This is a genomic window from Pseudomonas sp. RGM2987, from assembly GCF_022952855.1.
Lineage (GTDB): Bacteria > Pseudomonadota > Gammaproteobacteria > Pseudomonadales > Pseudomonadaceae > Aquipseudomonas.
In genome coordinates, this window is sequence record NZ_JALJDX010000201.1 from 26,198 (window position 1) to 49,349 (window position 23,152).

A 23,152-nucleotide genomic window follows, 5' to 3' on the forward strand; every position below is an offset into this window, starting at 1 on the left:
AGGCTGGATGATGCCAACCCTGTCTTGACGGTTTAAGGGGCGCCCGCGGCGGCGGGTTCGAAAGCGCCGGGTCGATCCAGGTCGGCCCGAGCGAGCTTTTCAACGTTCACGCTATCGGTGTGCGAATTTCCTGGCCGATACATTTTTCAAACACCTGCTCCATGGGCCCGAGCGCGCAGTTGTAAGCGGCGATGTTTGCGTAAATCCACTCCTCTTTCTCAATGCCCCACCAACTGATCTCGAACCCGGCATTCATGATGAGGTGTTCAAAGAGAATCCGCTGTGCGCGGCCGTTTCCCTCGCGGAAGGGATGTACTACGTTGATGTCCGAGTAGGCATCGGCAACCGCGTTGATCAAGGCTGCACGGCTCATGCCTTCGAACCAGTTTTTCGCTGCCATGTGCTTGAAGATCTTTGCAGCTTCCGCTTCCATGAATTGCGGCTGGCAGAAGCGGGTGTCCTGCTTGGCCATCCCTACCGTGCGCAACTCCCCGGCCCATTCGTACAAGTCACTGAATAGAACCTGGTGTATGCCTTGAAGGTAAGCCAAGTTGTAAGGAGGAGGGCTGAACTCGACGTTGTCCGCCGCGATGGCCGAGAGCTGTTGCTCGGCCTCGCTCAAGGTCAGTTCGTCACGGATATCGAGTTTGTTGCGCAGGACGGTGGAGCCGGGATAGCAGTAGGCGTCTTCGCCGACACCATATTTGTCCGGCATCAGGTTCGGGTCTTGGTGAAGGACTTCAAGACTTCTTCGCGCGTGGGCATTTTGCATTCGCCGTCGGAGAAGGTCACTTTGAAGCCTTCAAGGCGCAGGCTGGCGGCATAGTTGGATCGGCGCGTTCTGGCCGCGTAGGCCTTTTTCGCTTCAAGGCTGACAGTGCCCATGGGGCTTACCTCACTCGCAATGATGCGCGGATTATAGCCCATCGGCTTGGCGTGGCCTATGTGGCGACCTCTATGGGCTCGCGAATGGACATTGAACTGATCAATGGCCCTTGCAATGCAGTTCATCTCAAAATACTGTGTTTATGTCCAGTATCGAGAGTCCTCCATGCAACTCATCGCCAAGCTCGGCATTCTCGCCGACGCTGCCAAGTATGACGCTTCCTGCGCCAGCAGTGGCGCGCCCAAGCGCAGTTCCCGGGGGCGCGACGGGCTCGGTGCCACGGATGGCATGGGCATCTGCCACAGCTACACGCCCGATGGGCGCTGTGTCTCATTGCTCAAGGTGCTGCTGACCAATTTCTGCCTGTATGACTGCCAGTATTGTGTCAACCGTCGCTCCAGCAACGTGCCGAGGGCGCGCTTTACGCCGGAGGAGGTGGTGCGCTTGACGCTGGATTTCTATCGTCGCAATTGCATCAGTGGCCTGTTCCTGAGCTCTGGCATCATTCGTTCAGCCGATTACACCATGGAGCAGTTGGTGCGGGTGGCGCGTTTGCTGCGCGAAGAACATCAATTTCGCGGTTATATCCATCTCAAGACCATTCCCGATGCGGATCCGTTGTTGATCGAGGAGGCCGGACGGCTGGCCGATCGCCTGAGCGTGAACATCGAGCTGTCCAGCGAGGTGAGCCTCAAGCGGCTGGCGCCGGAAAAGCAATTGACCACGATCCGCCAGGCCATGGGCACTATTCATGAGGGGCAGCAGGCGGTGGCCGGCGAGGCGAGGGCGCCGCGCTTCGCGCCGGCCGGGCAAAGCACTCAGGTCATCGTGGGCGCCGATGCCACCGACGACCACGCCATCCTGCAGAACGCTGAATCGCTCTATCAGGGGTATGGTTTGCGTCGGGTCTATTACTCGGCATTCAGCCCAATCCCTGACAGCCCGTCCAGTGTGCCGTTGGCGGCGCCGCCCTTGCTGCGCGAGCACCGGCTGTACCAGGCGGATTTTCTCATGCGCGGTTATGGCTACAAGGCGGGCGAGCTTCTGAGCAGCGCCACCAACCTCGATCTGGACATCGACCCCAAGCTTGCATGGGCGCTGGCCAATCGTGAGGTCTTCCCGCTGGACGTCAACCGCGCCGAGCCTGCTTTGCTGGCGCGCATTCCCGGCATCGGCCTGCGTAGTGTGCAACGCCTGGTGGCGCTACGGCGGGAGCGACGGGTTCGCTATGACGATTTGGTGCAGTTGCGCTGCGTGCTGGAAAAGGCGCGACCGTTCATCATCACCAGCGACTACCGGCCCGCCGAAGCCCAGGTGCGCAGCGGCCTGTTGCGTGCGCGCCTGCGCGATCCCCAACGGCCGGTGCAGATGGGGTTATGGGGGTGATCGCGCTGGATTGCGATGACGACTTCTCCACCTGGCGTGACCAGGCCCGGGCCCTGCTTGGCCACGGCATCGACCCGAGTGACGTCACGTGGGCCCAAGGCCCTGTCACTGACTTATTGGCTGTACCGACGCCGCTCCCACCGGGCCCGGGGCCGTTCCGCACGCGGATCCCGGCGGCGTTGTTGACACAACTCGAACAGGCCAGCCGTTACCTGGGCGAACAACGCTGGAACCTGCTGTACGAAGTACTCTGGCGCGTTGCCCATGGCGACCGCACCGCCATGCTTGCGGGTGATCGGCTGGGCAGTGAGCTGCAGCGACGGATCAAGCAGGTCAGTCGCGAGGCGCACCATCTGCATGCTTTCGTGCGTTTCATTCCCTTGCCCCAGGCGCTGGCCGAGCGGTTGCAGCTGGACCTGGTGTCTTTCCACGAGCCAGCCCACGACATCCTCGAAAGCGCCAGCAGCCATTTTGCCGAACGCCTGGGACGACAACGCTGGCTGATCGCAACACCCCGCGACGGCATCCGCTTCGACGGCCAGTCGCTTGACTACAGGCGCCAATGCCCCGAAGAGTGGCGCCAATGGGCACGTCATGCCGACGACCCCGGCGCCGAGTTGTGGCGCACCTACTATCGACACATCTTCAACCCGGCGCGGCTTAATCCCCAGGCGTTAAGGCAGCACATGCCCGGACGTTTCTGGCAGCACTTGCCGGAGGGCGGGTTGATTCCGCAATTGGTGGGGCTGGCGCGGCAGGGGAAGCAGCGCGATGGGCAGGCCTTGGAGGTGAGGGAACAGGTGGGCAAGCGGATTGTTGTGGGGGCGAGGGTTGAGAGCGCTCCCTTGGGATCGAGCCCTGCACCTGAGTAGTCGGGGCTTTCAGTTCATACCGATGCTTTGGATTTAAGCCAATGTCTTTCCAACGATCGGATACCAACCGTGGCGAGGGGGTTGCTCCCTCGCCACGGGAATTCTGCTGCGCAGCATGCTCTCTCACCACGATTCAACGGATACCTTCGGGTGGGCTGCGCAATGCCGCAATGTCGCGCTTTGGGGGCAGGCCAAACAAGCGGGCGTATTCGCGGCTGAATTGGGAAGGGCTTTCATAACCGACCTTGAACGCTGCACTCGCCACGTCCAGATGCTCCTTCAGCATCAGGCGCTTGGCCTCGTTCAAGCGCAGCCATTTCTGGTATTGCAGTGGGCTCATCGCCGTGAGCTGGCGGAAGTGGTGAGGAAAGTCGGCGCGCTCATCTGCACCCGTGCCGCCAGGTCGTCGACGCGAAAGGGCGTGGTGCAGTATCGATGTCTCGAAGTCACCCGTGCCGGTGGTCCGCGCGCCAATCGTGTTGGCGAGGGTCTCTTGAAAGGGGCGGCGCTGGAGGGTCATGTCGGGTCGGATGCCATCAGGTCAAGAGCTATGGGCAGGACATTAACCCGCCAAGCGAAGCGCTGCCTATCGGTCATTTGTGCCGTCACAGGATCGGGCAAGAACTCCGGAGGAATGCGCTACCGGTCGCCGGAGTCGATCCCTGACACTGGGTCTTCAGGTCAAACACGCATCGCCGTGGCCGACCAATCGCTTTCGCGAGTAAACCTGCCCTCACAGTTTGATCGAGGTTATTCACAAATCCAGTGCCTGCCACAGGCCCCCTGTGGGAGCGCGAAGGCGGTGTGTCATTCAACCTATTCGGCGACTGACACCCCGCTTTCGCGAGCAAGCCCGCTCCCACATTAATTTGATGTTGTTCACAAACCCAATGCCCGCCACTGAGCCCCTGTGGGAGCGGGCTTGCCCGCGAAGGCAATGGATCAGCTTGCACAAACATCGAAAGTGCCCCCGTCACTCGGCCCTCAACCGGACCGACTTCCAACTACACCCAGCGACACAGGATGCATCCCAATGCCTCACACCTCATTACCAAAAACCTCAGGCCAACCGGCCTGGGGCGCGGTGCTTGCCATGTCGCTTGCCGCGTTCGCCCTCGTGGCCTCCGAGTTCATGCCCGTCAGCCTGCTGACACCGGTAGCCGCCGATCTCCAGGTCAGCGAAGGCCAGGCCGGCCAGGGCATTGCCGTCTCGGGCGCCTTTGCCTTGATCACCAGTCTGTTCATTGCCTCGATCGCCGCCCGGGTCGACCGTAAGGTGTTGCTGTCGGCGTTGACGCTACTGATGATCGTGTCTGGAACAGTGGTCGCCCTGGCGCCCAACTACGCGATATTCATGGTCGGCCGCGCGTTGATCGGCGTGGCGATCGGCGGTTTCTGGTCGCTGTCGGCGGCCACGGCCATGCGCCTTGTACCCGCCGATAAGGTCCCGCGCGCCCTGGCCATCGTCAATGGCGGCAACGCATTGGCGACCGTGGTCGCGGCACCGCTGGGCAGTTTCCTCGGGGCGATCATCGGTTGGCGCGGCGCGTTTTTTTGCATTGTGCCGATCGCGGCCATTGCCTTGGTCTGGTTGCTGCTGAGCCTGCCTTCGATGCGCTCGCAGCCGACAAAGCAGGGCAGTAGCAACGTCTTCATGTTGATGACCCGGGCTCCGGTCGTGCTGGGCATGCTGGCTGTCAGCACATTCTTCATGGGCCAGTTCATGCTGTTCACCTACCTGCGCCCGTTCCTTGAGACGGTGACGCAGGTGAGCGTGTCCATGCTGTCCTTCATGCTGCTGGTGATCGGGTTGGCGGGGTTTCTGGGGACCTTCCTGATTGGTGCATTCCTGAAAAACGCGCTGTACCGGACCCTCGTTGTCATCCCGCTGTTGATGGCCGCGATTGCCATTGCGCTCGTAGGGTTTGGCGGGTCGGTGACGATCACGACCGTCCTGCTGGGGCTTTGGGGGCTGGTGGCGACGGCGGCGCCGGTAGGCTGGTGGACCTGGCTGTCGCGAACACTGCCGGACAATGCCGAAGCCGGCGGCGGATTGATGGTCGCCATTGTCCAGCTCGCCATCGGCGCGGGCGCGACGCTGGGTGGTGTGCTGTTTGATCTGCGGGGCTACCAGGCGACGTTCGAAACCAGCGCGGCCATATTGGTGATTGCGACCGTGCTCACGCTCCTGGCTGCACGCGCGGCGGTCCGAGAGTCGGCGCCTTCGAACGTAGCGACGTATAACCCGATGGGGTGATTGGAATTGCACTTCAATGGAAGGGCGACCGTTGAGCGCCTTCGGTTGGTGGCACATTGATATGCTGGTAGACTTCGCACTCGTGATCTTCCGAGTTTTGAGTTGTGACTACCGAGCGTATTTCGCAGTTGGAACAAGCCCTTATGGCCGTGATCGCTGCTGCGGGAAAGATGGGTGTCAGCAGCGATGAACTGTGTGCCCAGGCGGTAGGCGGGCTCATGGCTGAGCGCTATTGGACTTGGGCAAACGCCCATTACGCTCAAGGTGCGGCAGATGAAATCGACAACGCCTTGAGCCGGCTTGTGGGAAGGCAGGCGATCGGGCTGACAGTGCCGGCGATGGAAATCCCCTCCGATGCGGTCATCGCGGCAGCCATTCAAACCAACGGTTAATCGGTTTCATTCAACACCAATGGGCGACCTGAGAAGGCCGCCCATTTGCGTTAAAGCCCCAAGCCTTTTTCCACCACCGAGAGCAACGCATCTTCGTGCAACCCGACGGGCTCGGCAGGCTGCTGCCCAGCTCGAGGGACGGTCTTGATGTGCCACATCGATTCGCCGTGCTCGCCGACGCTGCGAAGCATGTAACTTTCCTGCCCCGCCATCTGGATGTCGACGCGCCCGGCACCTCCCAGGGTGAAACGGGCAATGGGATCAAAGGTAATGCGACGGGCGTTGCCCTCGATGACCAGTTGATCGATCGCGTAGTGGTACGTCGAACCGCTGAAGTGGCTTTCAAACACGTGGGTAGGATTGCGCCGGATGTCCAGGCCGGCCTCGCAAAGCGGGGCCAGCCAGTTTTCGATCTGGCGGTACAACTCGTTGACCTGGCTGGGCCAATGTTCGATGGCCAGGTCGGCACCGTGGTCGTTGTCGGCCTGGGCCTGTTGGGCTTGCTTCAGTTTGGCGGCCAGTTCGTCTGCCTTGCTCATGTCGATGGTCCCTGTCGTGATGATTGGACTGAGCTTAGCTGAGGGGCTGACGGGGTTGCTTGCGCTGGGTCATTGGAAGGTGCGCTGCCGCCGGATGGGTCGCTTGGCTCTCCGGCGGGCGCAAGCTCCCTGGCCATGTGGGGCGGCTGGGGTTCACTTCGAATGATGTTATCCGCTTGTCGAACGCTTCAGCTAACGCAACAAATGCACCCCCAACCCCGCCAGCCCGCACGCCAGCAGCACCTGGATCACGCCGCGCTTGTAGCGAAACAGCGCAATGGCCGCCAGGAGGGCGATGACCGCCGATGGCCAGTCCAGCGCGGCGCTAAAGCCGTTGGGCCAGAGCACGTGGTAGCCGAAGAAGCAGGCCAGGTTGAGGATGACGCCGACCACCGCTGCGGTAATCGCTGTCAGCGGAGCAGTGAATTTCAACTCGTTGTGGGTCGACTCCACCAGCGGGCCACCGGCCAGGATGAACAGGAAGGAAGGCAGGAAGGTGAACCAGGTCACCAGCGTGGCCGCGACGGCGCCGGCCAGGAACGCCTGCTCGGCGCCGAACACTTGCGTCACGTAGCCGCCGACGAAGCCGACGAACGCCACCACCATGATCAGCGGTCCGGGCGTGGTCTCGCCCAGGGCCAGCCCGTCGATCATTTGCGTGGGCGTCAGCCACCCGAAGTGCACGACGGCGCCTTGGTACACGTAGGGCAAGACCGCGTAGGCGCCGCCGAATGTCAGCAGCGCAGCCTTGGTGAAGAACCAGGCCATCTGCGTCAGGGTACCTTCCCAGCCGAACGCCAGGGTCAGCACGCCCATCGGCAACATCCACAGCAGGGCACCGACAATCGCCAGGCGAGCGAGCCGCAAGGCGCTGAACCGGGCGTGGTCCGGGCTTGGAGTGTCGTCGTCGATCAATGCCGGGCCGAATGATCGATGCGCGGCGTCGTGGCCGCCCAGGCTGAATTTTTCCGGTGCCCAGCGCCCGCCCAGGTAGCCGATTACGGCGGCGCCCAGCACGATCAGGGGGAACGGAATGTTCAGGGCGAAAATCGCGGTGAACGAGGCGGCGGCGATAGCCCACAGCCAGCCGTTCTTGAGTGCACGGGAACCGATCCGGTGGGCGGCATGTACCACGATGGCTGTCACGGCCGGCTTGATCCCATAGAAAATCCCCGCCACCACCGGCACTTCGCCAAAGGCGATGTACAACCACGACAGGCCGATGAGGATGAACAACGACGGCAGTACGAACAGCGCACCGGCGATGACCCCGCCCCAGGTCCGGTGCATGAGCCAGCCCAGGTACGTCGCCAGCTGCTGGGCTTCCGGCCCTGGCAGCAGCATGCAGTAGTTCAGGGCATGCAGAAAGCGCCGCTCGGAAATCCAGCGCCGACGTTCCACCAGTTCCTGGTGCATGATCGAGATCTGCCCGGCCGGCCCGCCAAAGCTGATGAAACCAAGTTTTAGCCAGAACCAGAAGGCTTCACGCAGGCTGACGACAGAGGGTCTGCTCAGGGATGTATCGGACGCTTTATTCATGGCGGGCACGCAGAAATAGAAGGCGACCATACGTTAGGGGGCGTCGTCCGATTTAGATAGCCTCGGTGATGGGGGCTCGTGAAAAAAACGCAGCGTTTCATGGGCGCCGAGCACCACCGCCCGTGGCGAGGGAGCTTGCTCCCGCTGGGGTGCGAAGCAGCCCAAAGGGGCCTTTTGGGAAAGAGGGCGACTGCTGCGCAGTCGAGCGGGAGCAAGCTCCCTCGCCACGAGGTTTTCAGCGTTTTCGAGCGTGTGGCTATTCAAAGGAATAGATCTTTTTGGATCCACTTTGCCTCTTATCGGCTGCACGATACGGGCAAATTGCCGCCCCTCAAGCGGTAGGCTAAGCTCTCGATTATTGGCGGCTTTGAGCGACCTCGCTCATGTTTTAGCCTCCCCAGGAACTCGCTTGCCTATCCCCATTCACGATCCGCTCCATCCCCCCGACGGTGCCCTGAAACGCCTGCCCTTGCTCAAGGCAGCGGTGGCGTTTATCGCGGCGGTCTGCCTGTGCCTGTGCGGTTTGCTTTATTTGCAACTGGAGCAGTCCCGGCGTCACGACCTGGAGTTCGCCCGCATCGCGTCGGCCAATCTGACCCGGGCCATGGCGCAACAGGCTCAGGATACTTTCCTGCAGGCCGACCTGGTCCTGGCCAGTCAGGCCGACTGGATCCAACTCGACGGTTTTGCCCCGGCCTCCCGGTCACGCTTGCACCAGACCTTCGCCCGACGCGTGCAATCACTTGAGCAATTGCACGGCCTGTTCCTGTTCGACAAAAAGGGCCACTGGGTCGTGACCTCCTTCGATCAGTTGCAAAGGGGCCCGGGGGTGGCGGATCGGGAGTACTTTGCTTTCCACCAGCAGAACGCCTCGCTGGTCGCCCATATCGGGCCGGCGATCCGCAGTCGACAGAACGGCGAGTGGATCATCCCGGTTTCCAGGCGCGTGAATGACCGGGACGGCAATTTCCAGGGCGTGCTGATGGCCGGGATCAAGATGTCGTACTTCGACCGGTTCTTCAAAAGCTTCAGCCTGGACGATAAAGGCGAGATGGCCCTGGCCTTGTCCGACGGCACGCTATTGGCTCGCCGGCCATTCGATGAGGCGCGGATCGGCCACCCGCTGACCGAAGAACATATCTTCAAGCATGACTTGCCAGGCGCGACCTCCGGCGACGCAATCATCCGTTCCGCCGTTGATGGCGTCGTCAGGCTCTACGGACACCAGCACTTGCAAGCCTATCCGTTGGTGGTCACGGCAGCCATGTCCGAGGAAGCCATCCTGACGGGCTGGCATGACCGGGCCTTCCAATCCAGCCTCATCGTGGCGCTGGTGGTCCTGGGTATCTGTCTGTTTGGCTGGGTATTCGCGCGTCAGGTGCGCAACAGCGAGCGGATCGAAGCGGATTTGCGCAAAGCCCAGGAGGCCCTGGAACTGATCGCCACCCATGACAGCCTGACCGGCCTGGCGAACCGCCGGCTGTTCGAGCGGGCCCTGGACGTCGAGTTTGGCCGAGGCGCTCGCCAGCGCAGTCCGCTGAGCCTGATCATGCTCGATATCGACTGCTTCAAACGCTACAACGACACCTACGGGCACGTGGCCGGCGACCATTGCCTGGTGGAGGTGGCGAAAGTGCTCAGGGATTGTTGCCATCGCAAGGCTGACCTTGCGGTGCGCTATGGCGGCGAGGAGTTCGCAGTGCTGCTGCCCGATACCGACCTGCACGGCGCGATGGTACTGGCTGAGCAGATCCGGCAGAAGGTCATCGCCAGACACGTTACCCATTCCGGCTCGCCGACCGGCCACGTCACGGTGAGCCTGGGCTGCTACGCCTTCGTTCCCAGCAGCCTGGACAGCATCGAGGTATTTATCCAGCGCGCCGACGCCGCGCTGTATCAGGCCAAGCACAGCGGTCGCAACCGCGTGGCGGCGCTGTCCATGGACAGCGGGCTCGATGGGTTGCAGCGCTCGGATCGTTGAGTTCGTTGGAATCATCGACGACCTGTCACGGTCAACTGCTCAGATTCCAGGACAGGAGCAGGCCAAATGGATTGCGCTGCCGATACCCCTTCAACCCCTGCGCGTCACACACCGATTACTCGCCGCCTGGTGGCGGCGTTCGGCGGGATGTTTCTACTGGGCCTGCTGGTAGCGGTGGCCGCGCTGTTCAACATTGCGCAAAAGCTCGACGAAGAGGACGTGCGCAAGACCCTCTTCTATACCGAGCGCGCCCTCGAGAATCGCATCACCGCCTCGAAAAATTACATCGCCAGCTACACCTATTGGACCACCGCCTACGAGCACCTCAATGGCGAAGTCGATGTGCAGTGGGCCTATGCCGACCAGAACATGGGCAAGACCCTGTTCACCAAGGACGGCTACGAGGGGGTGTTTGTCATCGACCGCGAGCGCACCAAGTACGCCGTGGTGCTTGGGCAGAACGTCCAGGGCGATGCGGCGAACTACATCGACACGCCGCTTCAGGCGCTGGTGGACAAGCTCCGGGCGCAAGCCGACCTGACGCAGCCGGTGATCAGCTACACCTTGTTCAAGGGCTGGCCGGCCATCGTCACCGCGTCGGTCATCCTGCCCAATGACGAGCGCCCCCGGGTCGACGCCAGAGGCACTTCGGTCCTGCTGTTCGTCGACCAGCTGACGCCAGTGAAGCTGCGCAAGCTGGGTAGAAGCTATGGCCTGACTGACCTGAGCCTGAAGAAAGACACGGAATTGGCGCCCGGCCAGCCCGCTGTACCCCTGGACAGCACCGGTTACAGCCTGGTGTCCCATTTGCAGCAGCCGGGGCATCAACTGCTCTGGTCGTTGCTGCCGCCGTTGGGGGGCGCGCTGTTGATTCTGGCGTTGCTGACCGCTTACTTTTTCCGCTACGCCTTGCGCACCGCCCGCCACGTGGATGCCAGTTACGACCGGCTGCAAATGTCGACCCAGGCCCTGGAAGCCAGCGAAGAGCGTTTCCGCGCCGTGGCCGAGGCGGCGTCCGACTGGATCTGGGAAATCGACGGCGAACAACGCATCACTTATCTGTCGGGGCGCTTCAACACCGTCACCGGGTTCTCCGACCAGCAATGGCTGGGGCAGGACATCGAGCAGTTGCTGTATTGCGACACGACGCCGATTGTCCATTGGCTGGGCAAGCTGACCGAAGAGCAGAGTACGGGCAACCTGCGCTGTTCCTACCGCGACTATTCCGGGCAGTTGCGCTTCTGCCGGGTGTCGGCCCGCCCGATCTACGACAAGGCTGCGGTGGTGGGCTATCGCGGCACCGCCAGCGACATCACCGACGAAGTGGCGGCTCATGCCCAGGTCCAGCATCTGTCGTTGCACGATGCGCTGACCGGCCTGCCGAACCGCAACAAACTGGCGCGACATCTCGACGATGCGTTGCTGGCCAAGGAACATTCGGCGCCCTTGACCCTACTGATGGTGGACCTGGATAACTTCAAGCCGATCAACGATTCTCTCGGGCACCCGGCGGGCGATGCGGTCCTGCTGGAAGTGGCCCAGCGCCTGCGCGACAGCACCCGCGAGCAGGACCTGGTGGCGCGCCTGGGCGGCGACGAATTCGTGGTGGTACTCAACGGCATGGAGAGCACCACCGAAATCGACCGGTTCTGCGCGCGGCTGATCGAAAGCTTGCAGCAACCGATCCATTACGAAACCCATTCGTTGCACATCGGTGCCAGCATCGGCATTGCGGTGAGCCGGCGCCAGGGTTATGTCCCCGGCGAGTTGATCCGTTGTGCCGACATTGCCTTGTACCAGGCCAAGTCCGAGGGCAAGAAGACCTGGTGCTATTTCGCCTCGCAGATGAACGATCAGATCCAGCATCGCCGGCAACTGGAAAGCGACTTGCGCCAGGCGGTGAAGAATAATGAGTTCGTCCTGCATTTCCAGCCGCGCTACAAAGTTGACGGCCGGGAGATCGTGGCCGTCGAGGCGCTCGTGCGCTGGGAACATCCGACCCAGGGCCTGCTGGGCCCCGATGCCTTTATTCCGCTGGCCGAGCAGACCGACCTGATCGTCCCGCTTTCCCATTGGGTGTTGCGCGAGGCCTGCGAAACCGCGCTGACCTGGCCCGGGGAACTGATGGTCTCGGTCAACCTGTCGCCTGCCCAATTCGAGCGCAGTGATGTGGTCGCCGACGTGCGCCAGGCGCTGATCGAAACCCGGTTCCCGGCGAGCCGCCTGGAGTTGGAGATCACCGAGAACGTGATGCTCAACGATGTGGACGGGGCGCTCCAGGTCATGAATGACCTCAAGGAGCTAGGCGTGCGTTTGAACATGGACGACTTCGGCACCGGTTATTCGTCCCTGGGTTACCTGCGCACCTATCCGTTTGACGGCATCAAGATCGACAAGCGTTTCATCGCGTCGATGAGCAACAGCAGCAACGATCGCGCCGTGGTACAGGCGATCATCAACCTGGGCAAGGCCATGGGCCTGACCGTCACCGCCGAAGGCGTGGAAACCCTGGCGCAGCTCGGTTCGTTGGACTCTGACCAATGTCACGAGGTGCAGGGCTATTTCCTCAGCCGGCCTATCGACAAACAAGCCTTCGCGCAGTTGCTGGAGAGCGCTCGCCCCTTGTTGAAGACCGGTTCCTGAATAGCCGTTGCAACCACTGCGAGCGGTTGTCGGTCACAGCTAGTGTCCTGGCATTTCGAGTTCTGGCCCATGAAAAACCTGCGCATCGCAACCTTCAATATCAATGGCATCCGGGCCCGGCTGCCCAACCTGCTGGAATGGCTGGAGCGCGAACAGCCGGACATTGCCTGCTTACAGGAGCTCAAGGCGACGGACAAGGATTTCCCCGCAGCGGAGCTGGAGTCAGTGGGCTATGGGTCGATCTGGCATGGGCAAGCGTCGTGGAACGGTGTCGCCATCCTGGCGCGGGATGCGCAACCGCTGGAGAGCCGTCGCGGCTTGCCGGGTGGCGAAGACGACAGCCACAGTCGCTACCTGGAAGCCGCGGTGCATGGTGTGCTGGTGGGATGTCTGTACCTGCCTAATGGCAATCCGCAGCCCGGCCCCAAGTTCGACTACAAGCTGGCGTGGTTCGAGCGCTTGATCGATTATGCCAAGGATTTGCAGGCCAGCGATCATCCCGTGGTACTGGCCGGTGACTACAACGTGGTGCCCACCGACATGGACATCTACAACCCGCGCTCCTGGCTCAAGGACGCGCTGTTACAGCCCGAAAGCCGCGAGTGCTACCAGCGCTTGCTGGATCAGGGCTGGACCGATTCGCTGCGTCACCTGTATCCGGACGAGCGGATCTACACCTTCTGGGATTACTTCCGCCAGCACTGGCAGAAAAATTCCGGGCTGCGTATCGATCACCTGTTGCTCAACCCGGCAGCCAGTCCTTACTTGAGCGAGGCAGGCGTCGACGCCTGGGTCAGGAACCAACCCCATCCCAGCGACCATGCGCCGACCTGGATCCGGCTGGCATCGCGCAAACGGCGGTAACGGAGCAGCGCCCGGCCATTATTGTCTGTAAATGAGGAATGCCTTATACCTGCCCGACAGCCGCGCGCTTCGTTGCGCTGCACCGATCAGGGAAGGACACCCTCATGAGCGATTCCAGACTGAGCGATACGGCCCGCTATCTGCGGCGCCTGGGTTTCGACGCACCACCACCGCCCACTCTCGAGACGTTGCGCCAGCTTCAATGGCGCCATACCGCCGAGTTTCCGTTTGAAACCCTCTCGACCTTGCTGGGCCAACCGGTGCCCATCGACCTTGCATCAGTGGAGCGAAAGGTCTTCGAGCAGGGCCGTGGCGGCTACTGTTATGAACTCAACCAGCTGTTCCTGGCGCTGTTGCTGGAGCTGGGTTTCGACGCCCGGGGCATCAGCGGACGGGTGGTGATGAATGCGCCCGAAGGCGCTTGGCCAGCCCGGACCCACCGTCTCAGCCTGGTGACATTCGACGGCGTGCGCTACATCACCGATGTCGGCTTTGGTGGCATGGTGCCTACCGCGCCGCTGCTGCTGGACAGCCGTGACAGCCAATCCACCCCTCACGAGGCGTATCGCATCGACAGCCAGGCGGACGGCTACCTGCTGCGCGCCAACGTCGCCGGCGAGTGGCGGCCGATGTATCTGTTTGACCTGCAACGCCAGGAGGACATCGACTACATCGTCGGCAACTGGTACGTCAGCAACCATCCTGAGTCGCCGTTCATGGGCCGTTTGATGGTGGCCCGGACCGGTGACGGCTTGCGCAAGACGCTTAATGGCAACAGTTTTGCATTGCATCGGATGGGGCAGGAGAGCGAACGTCGAACGATCACCAACGCGGATGCGTTGATTGACTTGCTTGAAACCGAGTTTGGCTTGCGCGTGCCGCCACGCGAGCTGCTACGGCCGGCGGTTGAGCATTTGTTGGTGGCAGCGTAAGTCCCTGTTCACGATACGTTGCGCTATAAGTTGTATACAACTCTATAGACATTTGTCTTTAGTTTTGAATACAGTGTGCGCATAACAAAAACCAGGGAAACTCCGAACCATGAAAATGCCCCATGTTTCACTCCCACGGCCCGAGGATGAAAACCTCGGCGTCGGCGCGAATATGGCTTACGGCCTGCAGCATGTGTTGACCATGTACGGAGGCATCGTCGCGGTGCCGTTGATCATCGGCCAGGCGGCCGGTCTGTCATCGGCGGACATCGGTCTGCTGATTGCGGCGTCATTGTTCGCGGGAGGCCTGGCGACGTTGTTGCAAACCCTTGGCCTGCCGTTCTTCGGCTGCCAGCTGCCCTTGGTCCAGGGTGTGTCGTTTTCGGGCGTTGCGACCATGGTGGCAATTGTCGGCACCGCAGGGGAGGGCGGTTTCCAGGCCATCCTTGGCGCGGTAGTCGCCGCATCCCTGATTGGTCTGTTGATCACACCGGTTTTCTCGCGGATCACCCGGTTCTTCCCGCCCCTGGTCACTGGCATTGTCATCACCACCATTGGCTTGACCCTGATGCCGGTGGCCGCCCGCTGGGCAATGGGCGGTAACAGCCATGCCGCCGATTTCGGCAGCATGGCGAACATCGGCCTGGCGGCGGTGACCCTGGTGTTGGTGCTGTTGCTGAGCAAGTTGGGCAGCGCGACCATTTCCCGGCTGTCGATCCTGCTGGCGATGGTCATCGGCACGGTCATCGCGGTGTTCCTCGGCATGGCGGATTTCTCCTCGGTCAGCCAGGGGCCGATGTTCGGCTTCCCGACACCGTTCCATTTCGGCATGCCGACTTTCCACATCGCCGCGATCCTGTCGATGTGCATCGTGATCATGGTGACGTTGGTGGAAACCTCTGCCGATATCCTGGCCGTGGGCGAGATCATCGACACCAAGGTCGATTCCCGGCGCCTGGGCAACGGCCTGCGCGCCGACATGCTGTCGAGCATGATCGCGCCGATTTTCGGCTCGTTCACCCAGAGTGCCTTCGCCCAGAATGTCGGACTGGTGGCGGTGACCGGGATCAAGAGTCGTTTCGTGGTGGCGACCGGCGGGGTGTTCCTGGTGGTGCTTGGGCTACTGCCGTTCATGGGGCGGGTGATTGCGGCCGTCCCCACCTCGGTGCTCGGCGGCGCCGGTATCGTGCTGTTCGGCACAGTGGCCGCCAGCGGCATCCGGACCCTGTCGAAGGTCGATTACCGCAACAACGTCAACCTGATCATCGTCGCCACTTCCATCGGTTTCGGCATGATCCCCATCGCTGCGCCGAACTTCTATGATCACTTCCCGAGCTGGTTCGCGACGATTTTCCATTCGGGCATCAGTTCCTCGGCGATCATGGCCATCGTACTGAACCTGGCGTTCAACCACTTCACCGCCGGCAACTCCGACCAGCAGTCGGTCTTTGCCGCCGGCACCGAACGGGTGCTGCGCTACCAGGACCTGGCGGCGCTGCGCGAAGGCGATTACTTCAGTGACGGTAAGCTGCACGACTGCGACGGCAATGAGATCCCCGTGGTGACCGACCCTGCCGCCCATGCATCGGCCGACCCAGCCCCGGTACGGTTGAAGAGTAGCGAGCATGTCTGATCGGTACCCGTAGGCAGATGCTGCAAAATCCCTGTGGGAGCGGGCTTGCTCGCGAAGAGGGCGTGTCAGTCGACATCATCGTTGGCTGACCCAACGACTTCGCGAGCAAGCCCGCTCCCACAGGGGATTTGCAGTGTCGACAAACATCAGTGTTTCCACAGGTTTTTTGGCGCCTCAATAAAAAAGCAGCCTGTGATCTCGATCACAGGCTGCTTTTTTCGTTCCAGTTACCAGCGGCCGTAATGCCCACGTGGCGGGCCGTAGTAATAGCCCCGTGGTGGTCCGTAATACACCGGCGCCGGGCGGTAGTAGATCGGTTGCTCCACGTACACCGGCTGCGGCTGGTAGTAGACCGGCGGTGGTTGCTGCACATAGACCGGCTGCGGCTGGACGTAGACCGGTTGTTGCTGCACATACACCGGCCGATCACGGTTGATGATGGCTGAGCCGACGATGGCCGAACCGACGATGGCGCCAAACACGGCGGGCCCCTCCCAACCACCACGGCCATGGGCGGATGCCTGGCCGGTGACCGCGAGTGCCCCCACGAGCAGGGCGATTAAGGGAAGTTTACGCTTCATGGCTTGTTCCTCGTTCCGGCCCCGGCGCCTGTGGTCTGCAACAGACCCGATGAGGGTCGCGGGGTTACTTGCTATGACAGCGATTTTCACAGGATTTGCGACGCCGTTGGGTAAATATTGTGTAAGGTCTGCGGGGGCGGTGCTTCCGTCTGTCTGAAAGTGAACGCAAGGAACCAACATGCAAATCAATCCCAACAAAGACACGCAGCTGTGCATGTCGCTCTCGGGGCGTCCCGGCAATTTCGGCCTGCGGTTTCATAATCACTTGTATGAGCAGATGGGCCTGAATTTCTACTACAAGGCCTTCAGCAGCCAGGACCTGCCAGGCGCAGTCCGGGGTATTCGCGCCCTGGGCATTCGCGGCTGCGGGGTGTCGATGCCGTTCAAGGAAGCCTGCATCGCTCTGGTCGACGAGCTGGATCCTTCTGCCGCGGCCATCCAGTCCATCAACACCATTGTCAACACCAACGGCCATTTGAAGGCCTACAACACCGATTACATCGCTGTTGCGCAGTTGCTCGAAACCCACGCAGTACCCAAGGACGCAAGCTTTGCCCTGCGCGGCAGCGGTGGCATGGCCAAGGCCGTGGCGAGTGCCCTGCGCGATGGTGGCTACCAGAACGGCTTGATCGTGGCCCGCAACGAAACCACCGGACGGGCCCTGGCCAAGTCCCTGGGTTACGAATGGCAAGCCGAGCTGGGGGACGCGCGGCCCCGGATGCTGATCAACGTCACGCCAATCGGCATGACCGGCGGGCCGGAGGCCGATCACCTGGCATTTGCCCCCGAAGCCATCGTCGCGGCCCAAACGGTGTTCGACGTGGTGGCGATCCCGCCGGAAACACCGCTGATCGTGCGCGCCCGGGCCGAAGGCAAGCGGCTTATCACCGGGCTGGAAGTGATTGCGATCCAGGCCCTGGAGCAGTTCGTGTTGTACACCGGCGTGCGCCCCAGCCTGGAACAGTTCGAAAAAGCCGTGGCGTTTGCCCGGCCTGCGTAGGGGCTATTCCAGCCGCGCCAGCCGCTCTTCCAGAGCGGCAATCCGCGCTTCGAGCTCTTCGAAGCGCTCGAGCGAGACGCCACCGCCGGCATGGCGCTCGGTGGGTTGGTGGCGGGCGGCAAGGATCGCTTCGATGTCCGCCGGGTCGCCCATGGCGTGCACATAGCGGTCTTCACGCTGGCCGGCCTGGCGCGGCACCAGTAGCGCCAATCCGCGGGCAATCAACCGTTCAAGCTGATGCACCACTTGTTCGGCATCTTCGAAGTCGTGCATCCGACCGCTACGGGTCAGCAGCTCATTGATCGTCTGCGGGCCACGCAGGAACAGCAAGCCCATGAGGATCATCTGGGCCGGCACGAGCTCCAGGGCCTTGTCGATCCGATGTTCCCAGCGGTCGGCGCGGCTGCCCATCACCAGTCGGGTAAAACCGCGACCTTCCAGCGCCCGCAGGCTTTGGCCGACCTGGCCCGGGTTGAGGTTCATCACCGGTTCGCGGCTGGTCTTCTGGTTGCAGGCCAGCACCAGGGCGTTGAGGGTCAGCGGGTAGGTCTCGGGATTGGTCGCCTGCTTTTCGACCAGGGCGCCCAGGATGCGGATTTCCGTGCTGTTGAGCCGTGGTTCGGCAGCCTGGCTTTGTTCTTCGATGCTCATCGCGCGTTCCCTATGCTATGGAAGCCGCCTAGCCTAATCCTTGCGCAATAAAAGACAAGCTGTGCAATCAGCCGTGGCTATAATCGCCTCCGTTCGATTGTCCTTTCCTGCCACCTGCATGAGATTGCCATGACTATTTCCCTGTACGCTGCCTCCGTTCCGGTCTTCAAACAGATGCTCAACGCCCTGAGCGACGTGCTGAACAAGGCCGAAGCCCACGCCACCGCGAAGAACATCGAGCCGAACGCTTTCCTGCAAGCGCGCCTGTACCCGGACATGTTCCCGCTGGTGCGCCAGGTGCAGATTGCCGTGGACTTCGCCAAAGGTGTTTCGGCGCGTCTGGCTGAAATCGAAGTGCCAAAGTATGAAGACAGCGAAACCACCTTCGCCGACCTGCAAGCGCTGATCGCCAAGGTACTGGCTTTCATCGAAGGCATCAGCCCGGCGCAGATCGATGGCAAGGAAGGCATCGAAATCGTCACCCGTCCGGGCACGCCGAAGGAAAAACGCTTCACCGGCCAGAACTACCTGTTGACCTACGGCCTGCCGCAGTTCTTCTTCCACGTCACCACCACCTACGCCTTGCTGCGTCACAACGGCGTGGAAGTGGGCAAGCGGGATTACATGGGCGCGTTCTGATCACGCCGATGTAAAAAAGCCCGGAACGGTTTACGCCGTTCCGGGCTTCTTTTTGTCTGTGGCATTGTCGGTGAATGTACCGCCGTCATCGTCGGATCGCCGCCCGGAGCAAGCTCGCTCCCACAGGGGTTCGTGGGTGGTCACAGGATCCGCATCCACCATAAATCCCCTGTGGGAGCGCAATGCGGTTCTCTTAATGCGTATGAACTCCTCGTGGCGAGGGGGCTTGCTCCCGCTGGGCTGCGCAGCAGCCCTTTTTTTGTGAGCGCTTCGCACTCAAGCGGGAGCAAGCTCCCTCGCCACGGGTTCAGCGATGCCCTTAAGTAAACAGCGTTACCTGTGGGAGCGCGAGCTTGTTCGCGATGAGGTCGGTACAGGCGACGCGGTCATTAAGCCGTACGTGTGAGTCTCTGTTCCTCACCCAGGCAAGCCGCTGCGGTGAACAACACATCGGTGGACGAGTTCAACGCCGTCTCCGCCGAGTCTTGCAAAACACCGATGATGAACCCCACCGCGACCACTTGCATGGCGATTTCGCTGGGTATGCCGAACAGGCTGCACGCCAGCGGAATCAGCAACAGCGAACCACCGGCCACGCCGGAGGCACCGCAGGCGCAGATGGCTGCGACCACGCTCAGCAGCACGGCCGTCGGCACGTCCACCGCGATGCCCAGGGTGTGCACCGCCGCGAGGGTCAGCACGGTGATGGTGATGGCGGCGCCGGCCATGTTGATGGTTGCGCCCAACGGGATGGATACCGAGTAGGTGTCTTCGTGCAGGCCCAGGCGCTTGCTCAGTGCCAGGTTCACCGGGATGTTCGCCGCCGAACTGCGGGTGAAGAACGCGGTGATGCCGCTCTCGCGCAAGCAAGTGAATACCAGCGGGAACGGGTTGCGACGCAACTTCCAGAACACGATCAACGGGTTGACCACCAGCGCGACGAACAGCATGCAGCCGATCAGCACGGTGAGCAGTTGCAGGTAGCCGAGCAGGGCGCCGAAGCCAGAGGTGGCGAGAGTCGAGGCTACCAAACCGAAAATTCCCAGCGGGGCGAAGCTGATGACCAGGCGTACGAGCACGGTCACGCCCTCGGACAGATCCCCCAGCACGGTGCGCGTGGTCTCGCCAGCGTGACGGATGGCAATGCCCATGCCGATGGCCCAGGCCAGGATGCCGATGAAGTTACCGTCGATCAGCGCCCGTACCGGGTTATCCACCACGCTGAGCAGCAGGCTTTGCAGCACTTCGCTGATGCCACCGGGAGCGGTGACGGCCACATCATGGGTCGACAGCACCAGGCTGGACGGAAACAGCGTGCTGGCCACGACCGCGACCACGGCCGCGGCGAAAGTACCCAGCAGATACAGGAACAGGATCGGCCGGATGTGGGTTTCCTGGCCGTGCTTGTGGTTGGCAATCGACGCCATCACCAGCACGAAGACCAGGATCGGTGCCACGGCCTTGAGCGCGGATACAAAGACCTTGCCGATGAAGGCGCTGGACTTCGCCACCTCGGGCGCCAGCCAGGCCAGGGCAATGCCGATGACCAGGCCGATGACGATCTGCGTCACCAGGCCGGTGCGTTTGAGGCGTTGAAAAAGAGAAGGGGAGGAAGCAGTCATAGCGGCATCTCGATTTATTGTGTGCGACGGTCTGCGAATCAGGGCAACAAGCGGGCAGGCCACATGAGCGGACCGGGGGGAAGTACGGCGTTTGCAGGGCGCGGACTTTACCACAGCCCGGTAAAAGATCTGACGGACCTGTGACGATACGTCACCCGGATGTTTGAGCGCTTTTGTCCGGCGCTGGCATTCTGTTAGGCTGTGTCCTTCTCACTTATCTTCCGCCAGCGGGCCTCAGGGCTAGAACGCTGGTGTTGTCGTTTTGCTGGAGTTTTGCATGTTGTTACCCATTTTCCTGTTGTCGGCCGCTGGCTTCACGGTGCTGACTACGGAATTCATCATCGTCGGCCTGCTGCCTTCCATCGCTCGCGACTTGCAGGTCAGCATTCCGCAGGCCGGGCTGCTGGTGACGTTGTTCGCGTTCACAGTGGCGGCGTTCGGCCCGTTCCTGACGGCTTTCTTCGCTCGCTTCGAGCGGCGCAAGTTGTTTATCAGCGTGCTGGTAATGTTCGGGCTCGCCAATCTGCTGGCGACGTTCGCGCCCAACATCTGGGTGATGGCGATTGCCCGGTTGGTTCCGGCCCTTGGCCTGCCGGTGTTCTGGGCGCTCGCCAGTGAAACGGCCGTGGATATTGTCGGCCCCGAGTACGCCGGCCGTGCCATCGCCCGGATCGGCTTTGGCATCGTCTGCGCAACGGTATTCGGCATCCCGGTGGGCACGCTGATCTCCGATGCGTTCGGCTGGCGCAGCGCTTTTGCGATCCTGGCGGTCATCGCCTTCGCCAAGGCGTTGCTGCTGTTCATCTATTTGCCGAAAACCAACCTGCACCAGCATCAGGTGAGCTTGCGTTCGCAATTGAAGATCCTGCGCAGCCCGCTGATGCAAGGTCACGTGTTGTTGTCGATCCTGGTCTTCAGCGGCATGTTCACCGCCTACACCTACCTGGCGGATATCCTCGAGCGCCTTGCCGGGTTCGATGGCACGCTGGTGGGCTGGTGCCTGATGGGCTTCGGCGCCGTGGGATTGGTGGGTAACTCCCTGGGCGGACGCGCGGTGGACCGGCATCCGTTGATTGCGTCGATGGTGTTCTGCCTGTTCATGATCGGCGGCATGGTGGCGTTGGTGCCGAGCATCCATTCGGCCCTCGGGCTGGCGGCAGCGATGGGAATCTGGGGCGTGACCCAGGCGGCGTTATTTCTGGTCAGCCATGTGCGGTTGATGAAGGCAGCTCCCGAGGCGCCGGCGTTTGCCGCCTCGTTGAACATCGCCGGTGCCAACCTGGGGATCGGCCTGGGGGCGATGGTCGGTGGCCGGGTGATCGATACCCTGGGCCTTGGCAGCGTCGGTTTCGCCGCGGCGGGGTTCATCCTGGTGTCGATCCTGCTGGCGTTGTTGCTGATGACCTTCAAGCCCCGTGCGACCTGCATGGAGGGCTAGGCGCTGAACAGTTCGCGACGCGCCCCTTCGGCAATCGCCACGATGCCTGGGTGGCTGACCTTGCGTTCCACCGAGATGGCGTAGAAAGACTCGCGTACGGCGTCGGTCTGGCCGATCACCTCGACGCCGTATTGGCGCTTCACCTCTTCGGCGATCACGCTGGGGCCAATGAAGATTCCGCTGCCTGACTGACCGAACGCCTGCATCAAGGCACTGTCGTCGAACTCACCCACGATACGGGGCTGAATCTGCTGCTCGGCGAACCAGCGTTGCAGGCGGCTGCCTACCACCGTTTCCGGCCCGGGAATCAACAGCGGGGCGTCATGCAGGCCGGTGGGAAAACCCTGCCCGTAGCGTTCGGCCAGTGCGTCGGTGGCAAAAAAGCTGATCCCGCATTCTCCCAGCTTCTGGCTGTAGCCCTTGATGTCCAGGTGGCTTGGCATCGGGCTGTCGGAAATCACCAGGTCCAGACGCTGGATTGCCAGGTCCGCCAGCAACCGTTCCAGCTTGTCCTCGCGGCAGGTGATGCGCAGCGGCTCGCTCAATTCCATGGTCGGCGCCAACAGTCGATAGACGATGGACTTGGGGACCACGTCCGCCACCCCGACCCGGAACAGGGTCTGTTGCTCGTTGGGCTGGGCCCGCAGCATCAGCTCCAGTTCGCCGCCCAGTTGGAACATGTGTTCGGCGTAGGGCAGCGTCTGTCGGCCGGCTTCGGTCAGCTCCAACTGCCGCCCGACACGACGAAACAATTTGATGTTATAGGTCTGCTCGAACAGGGAAATCTGTCCGCTGATGGTTTGCGGGGTCAGATTCAGTTGCTCGCAGGCCCGCACGATGCTGCCTGTCTTTGCCACCACCCAAAAGTAATGCAACTGCCGGTAATTGAGCATGGGGTCACATATTCGTAAAAACCGAAGTATAACCGCTAAAAATACGAATTTTCCTGAAGTATTCTGCTCTCTAGAATGCCGAGTCATTGATGGGCCGTCTTATAAGGCTCTTACTCGCGCTGAGAGGTAGCTACTCATGACCTACAAATCCCTCGGACTTGCCGCTTTGCTGGCGATGTCTTCGATGACCCTGGCAGGCTGCGACCAAGCCGAGAAAAGTGCCCAGCAACTGATGGGGCAGGCGGCCGAAACCGCCAAGCAGGCCATCGATGACACCCATAAGGCTGCCGAGCAAGCCCTCAGCGAAGCCACCGGCGGGTTGATCAAGCCCGGGAAAAAGCCGGCGGACGAGGCTGACGAATCCGAACCCTCCACCAAAACCCTTTAACGCGCCACATCAGTCA

The 23,152-nt window shown here is 61.7% G+C and carries 21 protein-coding genes and 1 pseudogene; 13 read left to right on the top strand and 9 right to left on the bottom strand.

What is annotated here, in order from left to right; all coding sequences use genetic code 11:
* Nucleotides 1-106: 106 nt before the first annotated feature.
* Complete coding sequence (locus RGM2987_RS15805; RefSeq protein WP_245142852.1) at nucleotides 107-715, bottom strand: putative adenosine monophosphate-protein transferase Fic; 609 nt, start codon at nucleotides 713-715, stop codon at nucleotides 107-109.
* Nucleotides 715-885, bottom strand: coding sequence for a YhfG family protein (locus RGM2987_RS15810; RefSeq protein ID WP_245142854.1), 171 nt, complete (start codon nucleotides 883-885; stop codon nucleotides 715-717). The genes RGM2987_RS15805 and RGM2987_RS15810 overlap by 1 nt, the downstream gene beginning before the upstream one ends.
* Before the next feature lie 166 nt (nucleotides 886-1,051).
* Here RGM2987_RS15810 and RGM2987_RS15815 point away from each other — a divergent pair, with 166 nt between their 5' ends.
* Nucleotides 1,052-2,272, top strand: a complete 1,221-nt coding sequence (locus tag RGM2987_RS15815; RefSeq protein WP_245142856.1) for a putative DNA modification/repair radical SAM protein — start codon at nucleotides 1,052-1,054, stop codon at nucleotides 2,270-2,272.
* On the top strand, nucleotides 2,263-3,144 hold the full coding sequence (locus RGM2987_RS15820) for a TIGR03915 family putative DNA repair protein (protein WP_245142858.1): 882 nt from the start codon (nucleotides 2,263-2,265) through the stop codon (nucleotides 3,142-3,144). The genes RGM2987_RS15815 and RGM2987_RS15820 overlap by 10 nt, the downstream gene beginning before the upstream one ends.
* Nucleotides 3,145-3,277: 133 nt before the next feature.
* Here RGM2987_RS15820 and RGM2987_RS15825 read toward each other — a convergent pair.
* Nucleotides 3,278-3,558, bottom strand: a pseudogene (locus RGM2987_RS15825) (AraC family transcriptional regulator); the annotation flags it as partial.
* Nucleotides 3,559-4,177: 619 nt separating this feature from the next.
* On the opposite strand from RGM2987_RS15825, the gene RGM2987_RS15830 reads away from it, so the two are divergent.
* Both RGM2987_RS15830 and RGM2987_RS15835 read left to right on the top strand, forming a co-directional pair.
* Nucleotides 4,178-5,401, top strand: coding sequence for an MFS transporter (locus RGM2987_RS15830; protein WP_245142861.1), 1,224 nt, complete (start codon nucleotides 4,178-4,180; stop codon nucleotides 5,399-5,401).
* A gap of 143 nt (nucleotides 5,402-5,544) precedes the next feature.
* On the top strand, nucleotides 5,545-5,793 hold the full coding sequence (locus RGM2987_RS15835) for a hypothetical protein (RefSeq protein ID WP_245142864.1): 249 nt from the start codon (nucleotides 5,545-5,547) through the stop codon (nucleotides 5,791-5,793).
* A gap of 50 nt (nucleotides 5,794-5,843) precedes the next feature.
* Here RGM2987_RS15835 and RGM2987_RS15840 read toward each other — a convergent pair whose 3' ends face one another.
* Nucleotides 5,844-6,332, bottom strand: a complete 489-nt coding sequence (locus RGM2987_RS15840) for a hypothetical protein (protein WP_245142866.1) — start codon at nucleotides 6,330-6,332, stop codon at nucleotides 5,844-5,846.
* A 192-nt stretch (nucleotides 6,333-6,524) separates the two neighbouring features.
* Entirely contained in the window at nucleotides 6,525-7,871 is a 1,347-nt protein-coding gene (gene chrA / locus RGM2987_RS15845; RefSeq protein ID WP_245142868.1) for a chromate efflux transporter, read from the bottom strand.
* A 409-nt stretch (nucleotides 7,872-8,280) separates the two neighbouring features.
* On the opposite strand from chrA, the gene RGM2987_RS15850 reads away from it, so the two are divergent.
* From RGM2987_RS15850 to RGM2987_RS15870, 5 genes are all read left to right on the top strand, one after another.
* Nucleotides 8,281-9,852, top strand: a complete 1,572-nt coding sequence (locus RGM2987_RS15850) for a GGDEF domain-containing protein (protein ID WP_245142871.1) — start codon at nucleotides 8,281-8,283, stop codon at nucleotides 9,850-9,852.
* Between the two features lie 66 nt (nucleotides 9,853-9,918).
* Complete coding sequence (locus RGM2987_RS15855) at nucleotides 9,919-12,495, top strand: EAL domain-containing protein (protein WP_245142875.1); 2,577 nt, start codon at nucleotides 9,919-9,921, stop codon at nucleotides 12,493-12,495.
* A gap of 69 nt (nucleotides 12,496-12,564) precedes the next feature.
* The gene (gene xth / locus RGM2987_RS15860; RefSeq protein WP_245142877.1) at nucleotides 12,565-13,359 is read left to right on the top strand and encodes an exodeoxyribonuclease III; all 795 of its coding nucleotides are present in this window, start codon (nucleotides 12,565-12,567) and stop codon (nucleotides 13,357-13,359) included.
* A 104-nt stretch (nucleotides 13,360-13,463) separates the two neighbouring features.
* Nucleotides 13,464-14,291, top strand: a complete 828-nt coding sequence (locus RGM2987_RS15865) for an arylamine N-acetyltransferase (RefSeq protein WP_245142880.1) — start codon at nucleotides 13,464-13,466, stop codon at nucleotides 14,289-14,291.
* A gap of 109 nt (nucleotides 14,292-14,400) precedes the next feature.
* Entirely contained in the window at nucleotides 14,401-15,924 is a 1,524-nt protein-coding gene (locus RGM2987_RS15870; RefSeq protein WP_245142883.1) for a nucleobase:cation symporter-2 family protein, read from the top strand.
* A gap of 227 nt (nucleotides 15,925-16,151) precedes the next feature.
* Here the strand turns inward: RGM2987_RS15870 and RGM2987_RS15875 are convergent, their stop codons facing one another.
* Nucleotides 16,152-16,505 (bottom strand): hypothetical protein, encoded by a 354-nt coding sequence (locus tag RGM2987_RS15875; RefSeq protein WP_245142885.1) that lies wholly within the window; start codon nucleotides 16,503-16,505, stop codon nucleotides 16,152-16,154.
* A 178-nt stretch (nucleotides 16,506-16,683) separates the two neighbouring features.
* On the opposite strand from RGM2987_RS15875, the gene RGM2987_RS15880 reads away from it, so the two are divergent.
* Nucleotides 16,684-17,505: a shikimate 5-dehydrogenase gene (locus RGM2987_RS15880; RefSeq protein ID WP_245142887.1), complete on the top strand. Its 822-nt coding sequence runs from the start codon at nucleotides 16,684-16,686 to the stop codon at nucleotides 17,503-17,505.
* 3 nt (nucleotides 17,506-17,508) lie between these two features.
* Here RGM2987_RS15880 and RGM2987_RS15885 read toward each other — a convergent pair whose 3' ends face one another.
* On the bottom strand, nucleotides 17,509-18,156 hold the full coding sequence (locus RGM2987_RS15885) for a DUF480 domain-containing protein (RefSeq protein ID WP_245142889.1): 648 nt from the start codon (nucleotides 18,154-18,156) through the stop codon (nucleotides 17,509-17,511).
* Between the two features lie 129 nt (nucleotides 18,157-18,285).
* Between RGM2987_RS15885 and RGM2987_RS15890 the strand changes: the two genes are divergently transcribed.
* On the top strand, nucleotides 18,286-18,795 hold the full coding sequence (locus tag RGM2987_RS15890) for a DUF1993 domain-containing protein (RefSeq protein WP_245142892.1): 510 nt from the start codon (nucleotides 18,286-18,288) through the stop codon (nucleotides 18,793-18,795).
* Nucleotides 18,796-19,184: 389 nt separating this feature from the next.
* Here RGM2987_RS15890 and sstT read toward each other — a convergent pair whose 3' ends face one another.
* A complete protein-coding gene (sstT, locus tag RGM2987_RS15895) occupies nucleotides 19,185-20,417 on the bottom strand; it encodes a serine/threonine transporter SstT (RefSeq protein WP_245142894.1) in 1,233 nt (410 codons plus the stop codon).
* A gap of 277 nt (nucleotides 20,418-20,694) precedes the next feature.
* Here sstT and RGM2987_RS15900 point away from each other — a divergent pair, with 277 nt between their 5' ends.
* Nucleotides 20,695-21,855 (top strand): MFS transporter, encoded by a 1,161-nt coding sequence (locus RGM2987_RS15900; RefSeq protein ID WP_245142897.1) that lies wholly within the window; start codon nucleotides 20,695-20,697, stop codon nucleotides 21,853-21,855.
* Here RGM2987_RS15900 and nhaR read toward each other — a convergent pair.
* On the bottom strand, nucleotides 21,852-22,748 hold the full coding sequence (gene nhaR, locus RGM2987_RS15905) for a transcriptional activator NhaR (protein ID WP_245142900.1): 897 nt from the start codon (nucleotides 22,746-22,748) through the stop codon (nucleotides 21,852-21,854). The two genes, RGM2987_RS15900 and nhaR, sit on opposite strands and share 4 nt — an antisense overlap.
* 136 nt (nucleotides 22,749-22,884) lie before the next feature.
* On the opposite strand from nhaR, the gene RGM2987_RS15910 reads away from it, so the two are divergent.
* Complete coding sequence (locus RGM2987_RS15910; protein WP_245142904.1) at nucleotides 22,885-23,136, top strand: hypothetical protein; 252 nt, start codon at nucleotides 22,885-22,887, stop codon at nucleotides 23,134-23,136.
* The last annotated feature ends 16 nt before the right edge of the window (nucleotides 23,137-23,152 follow it).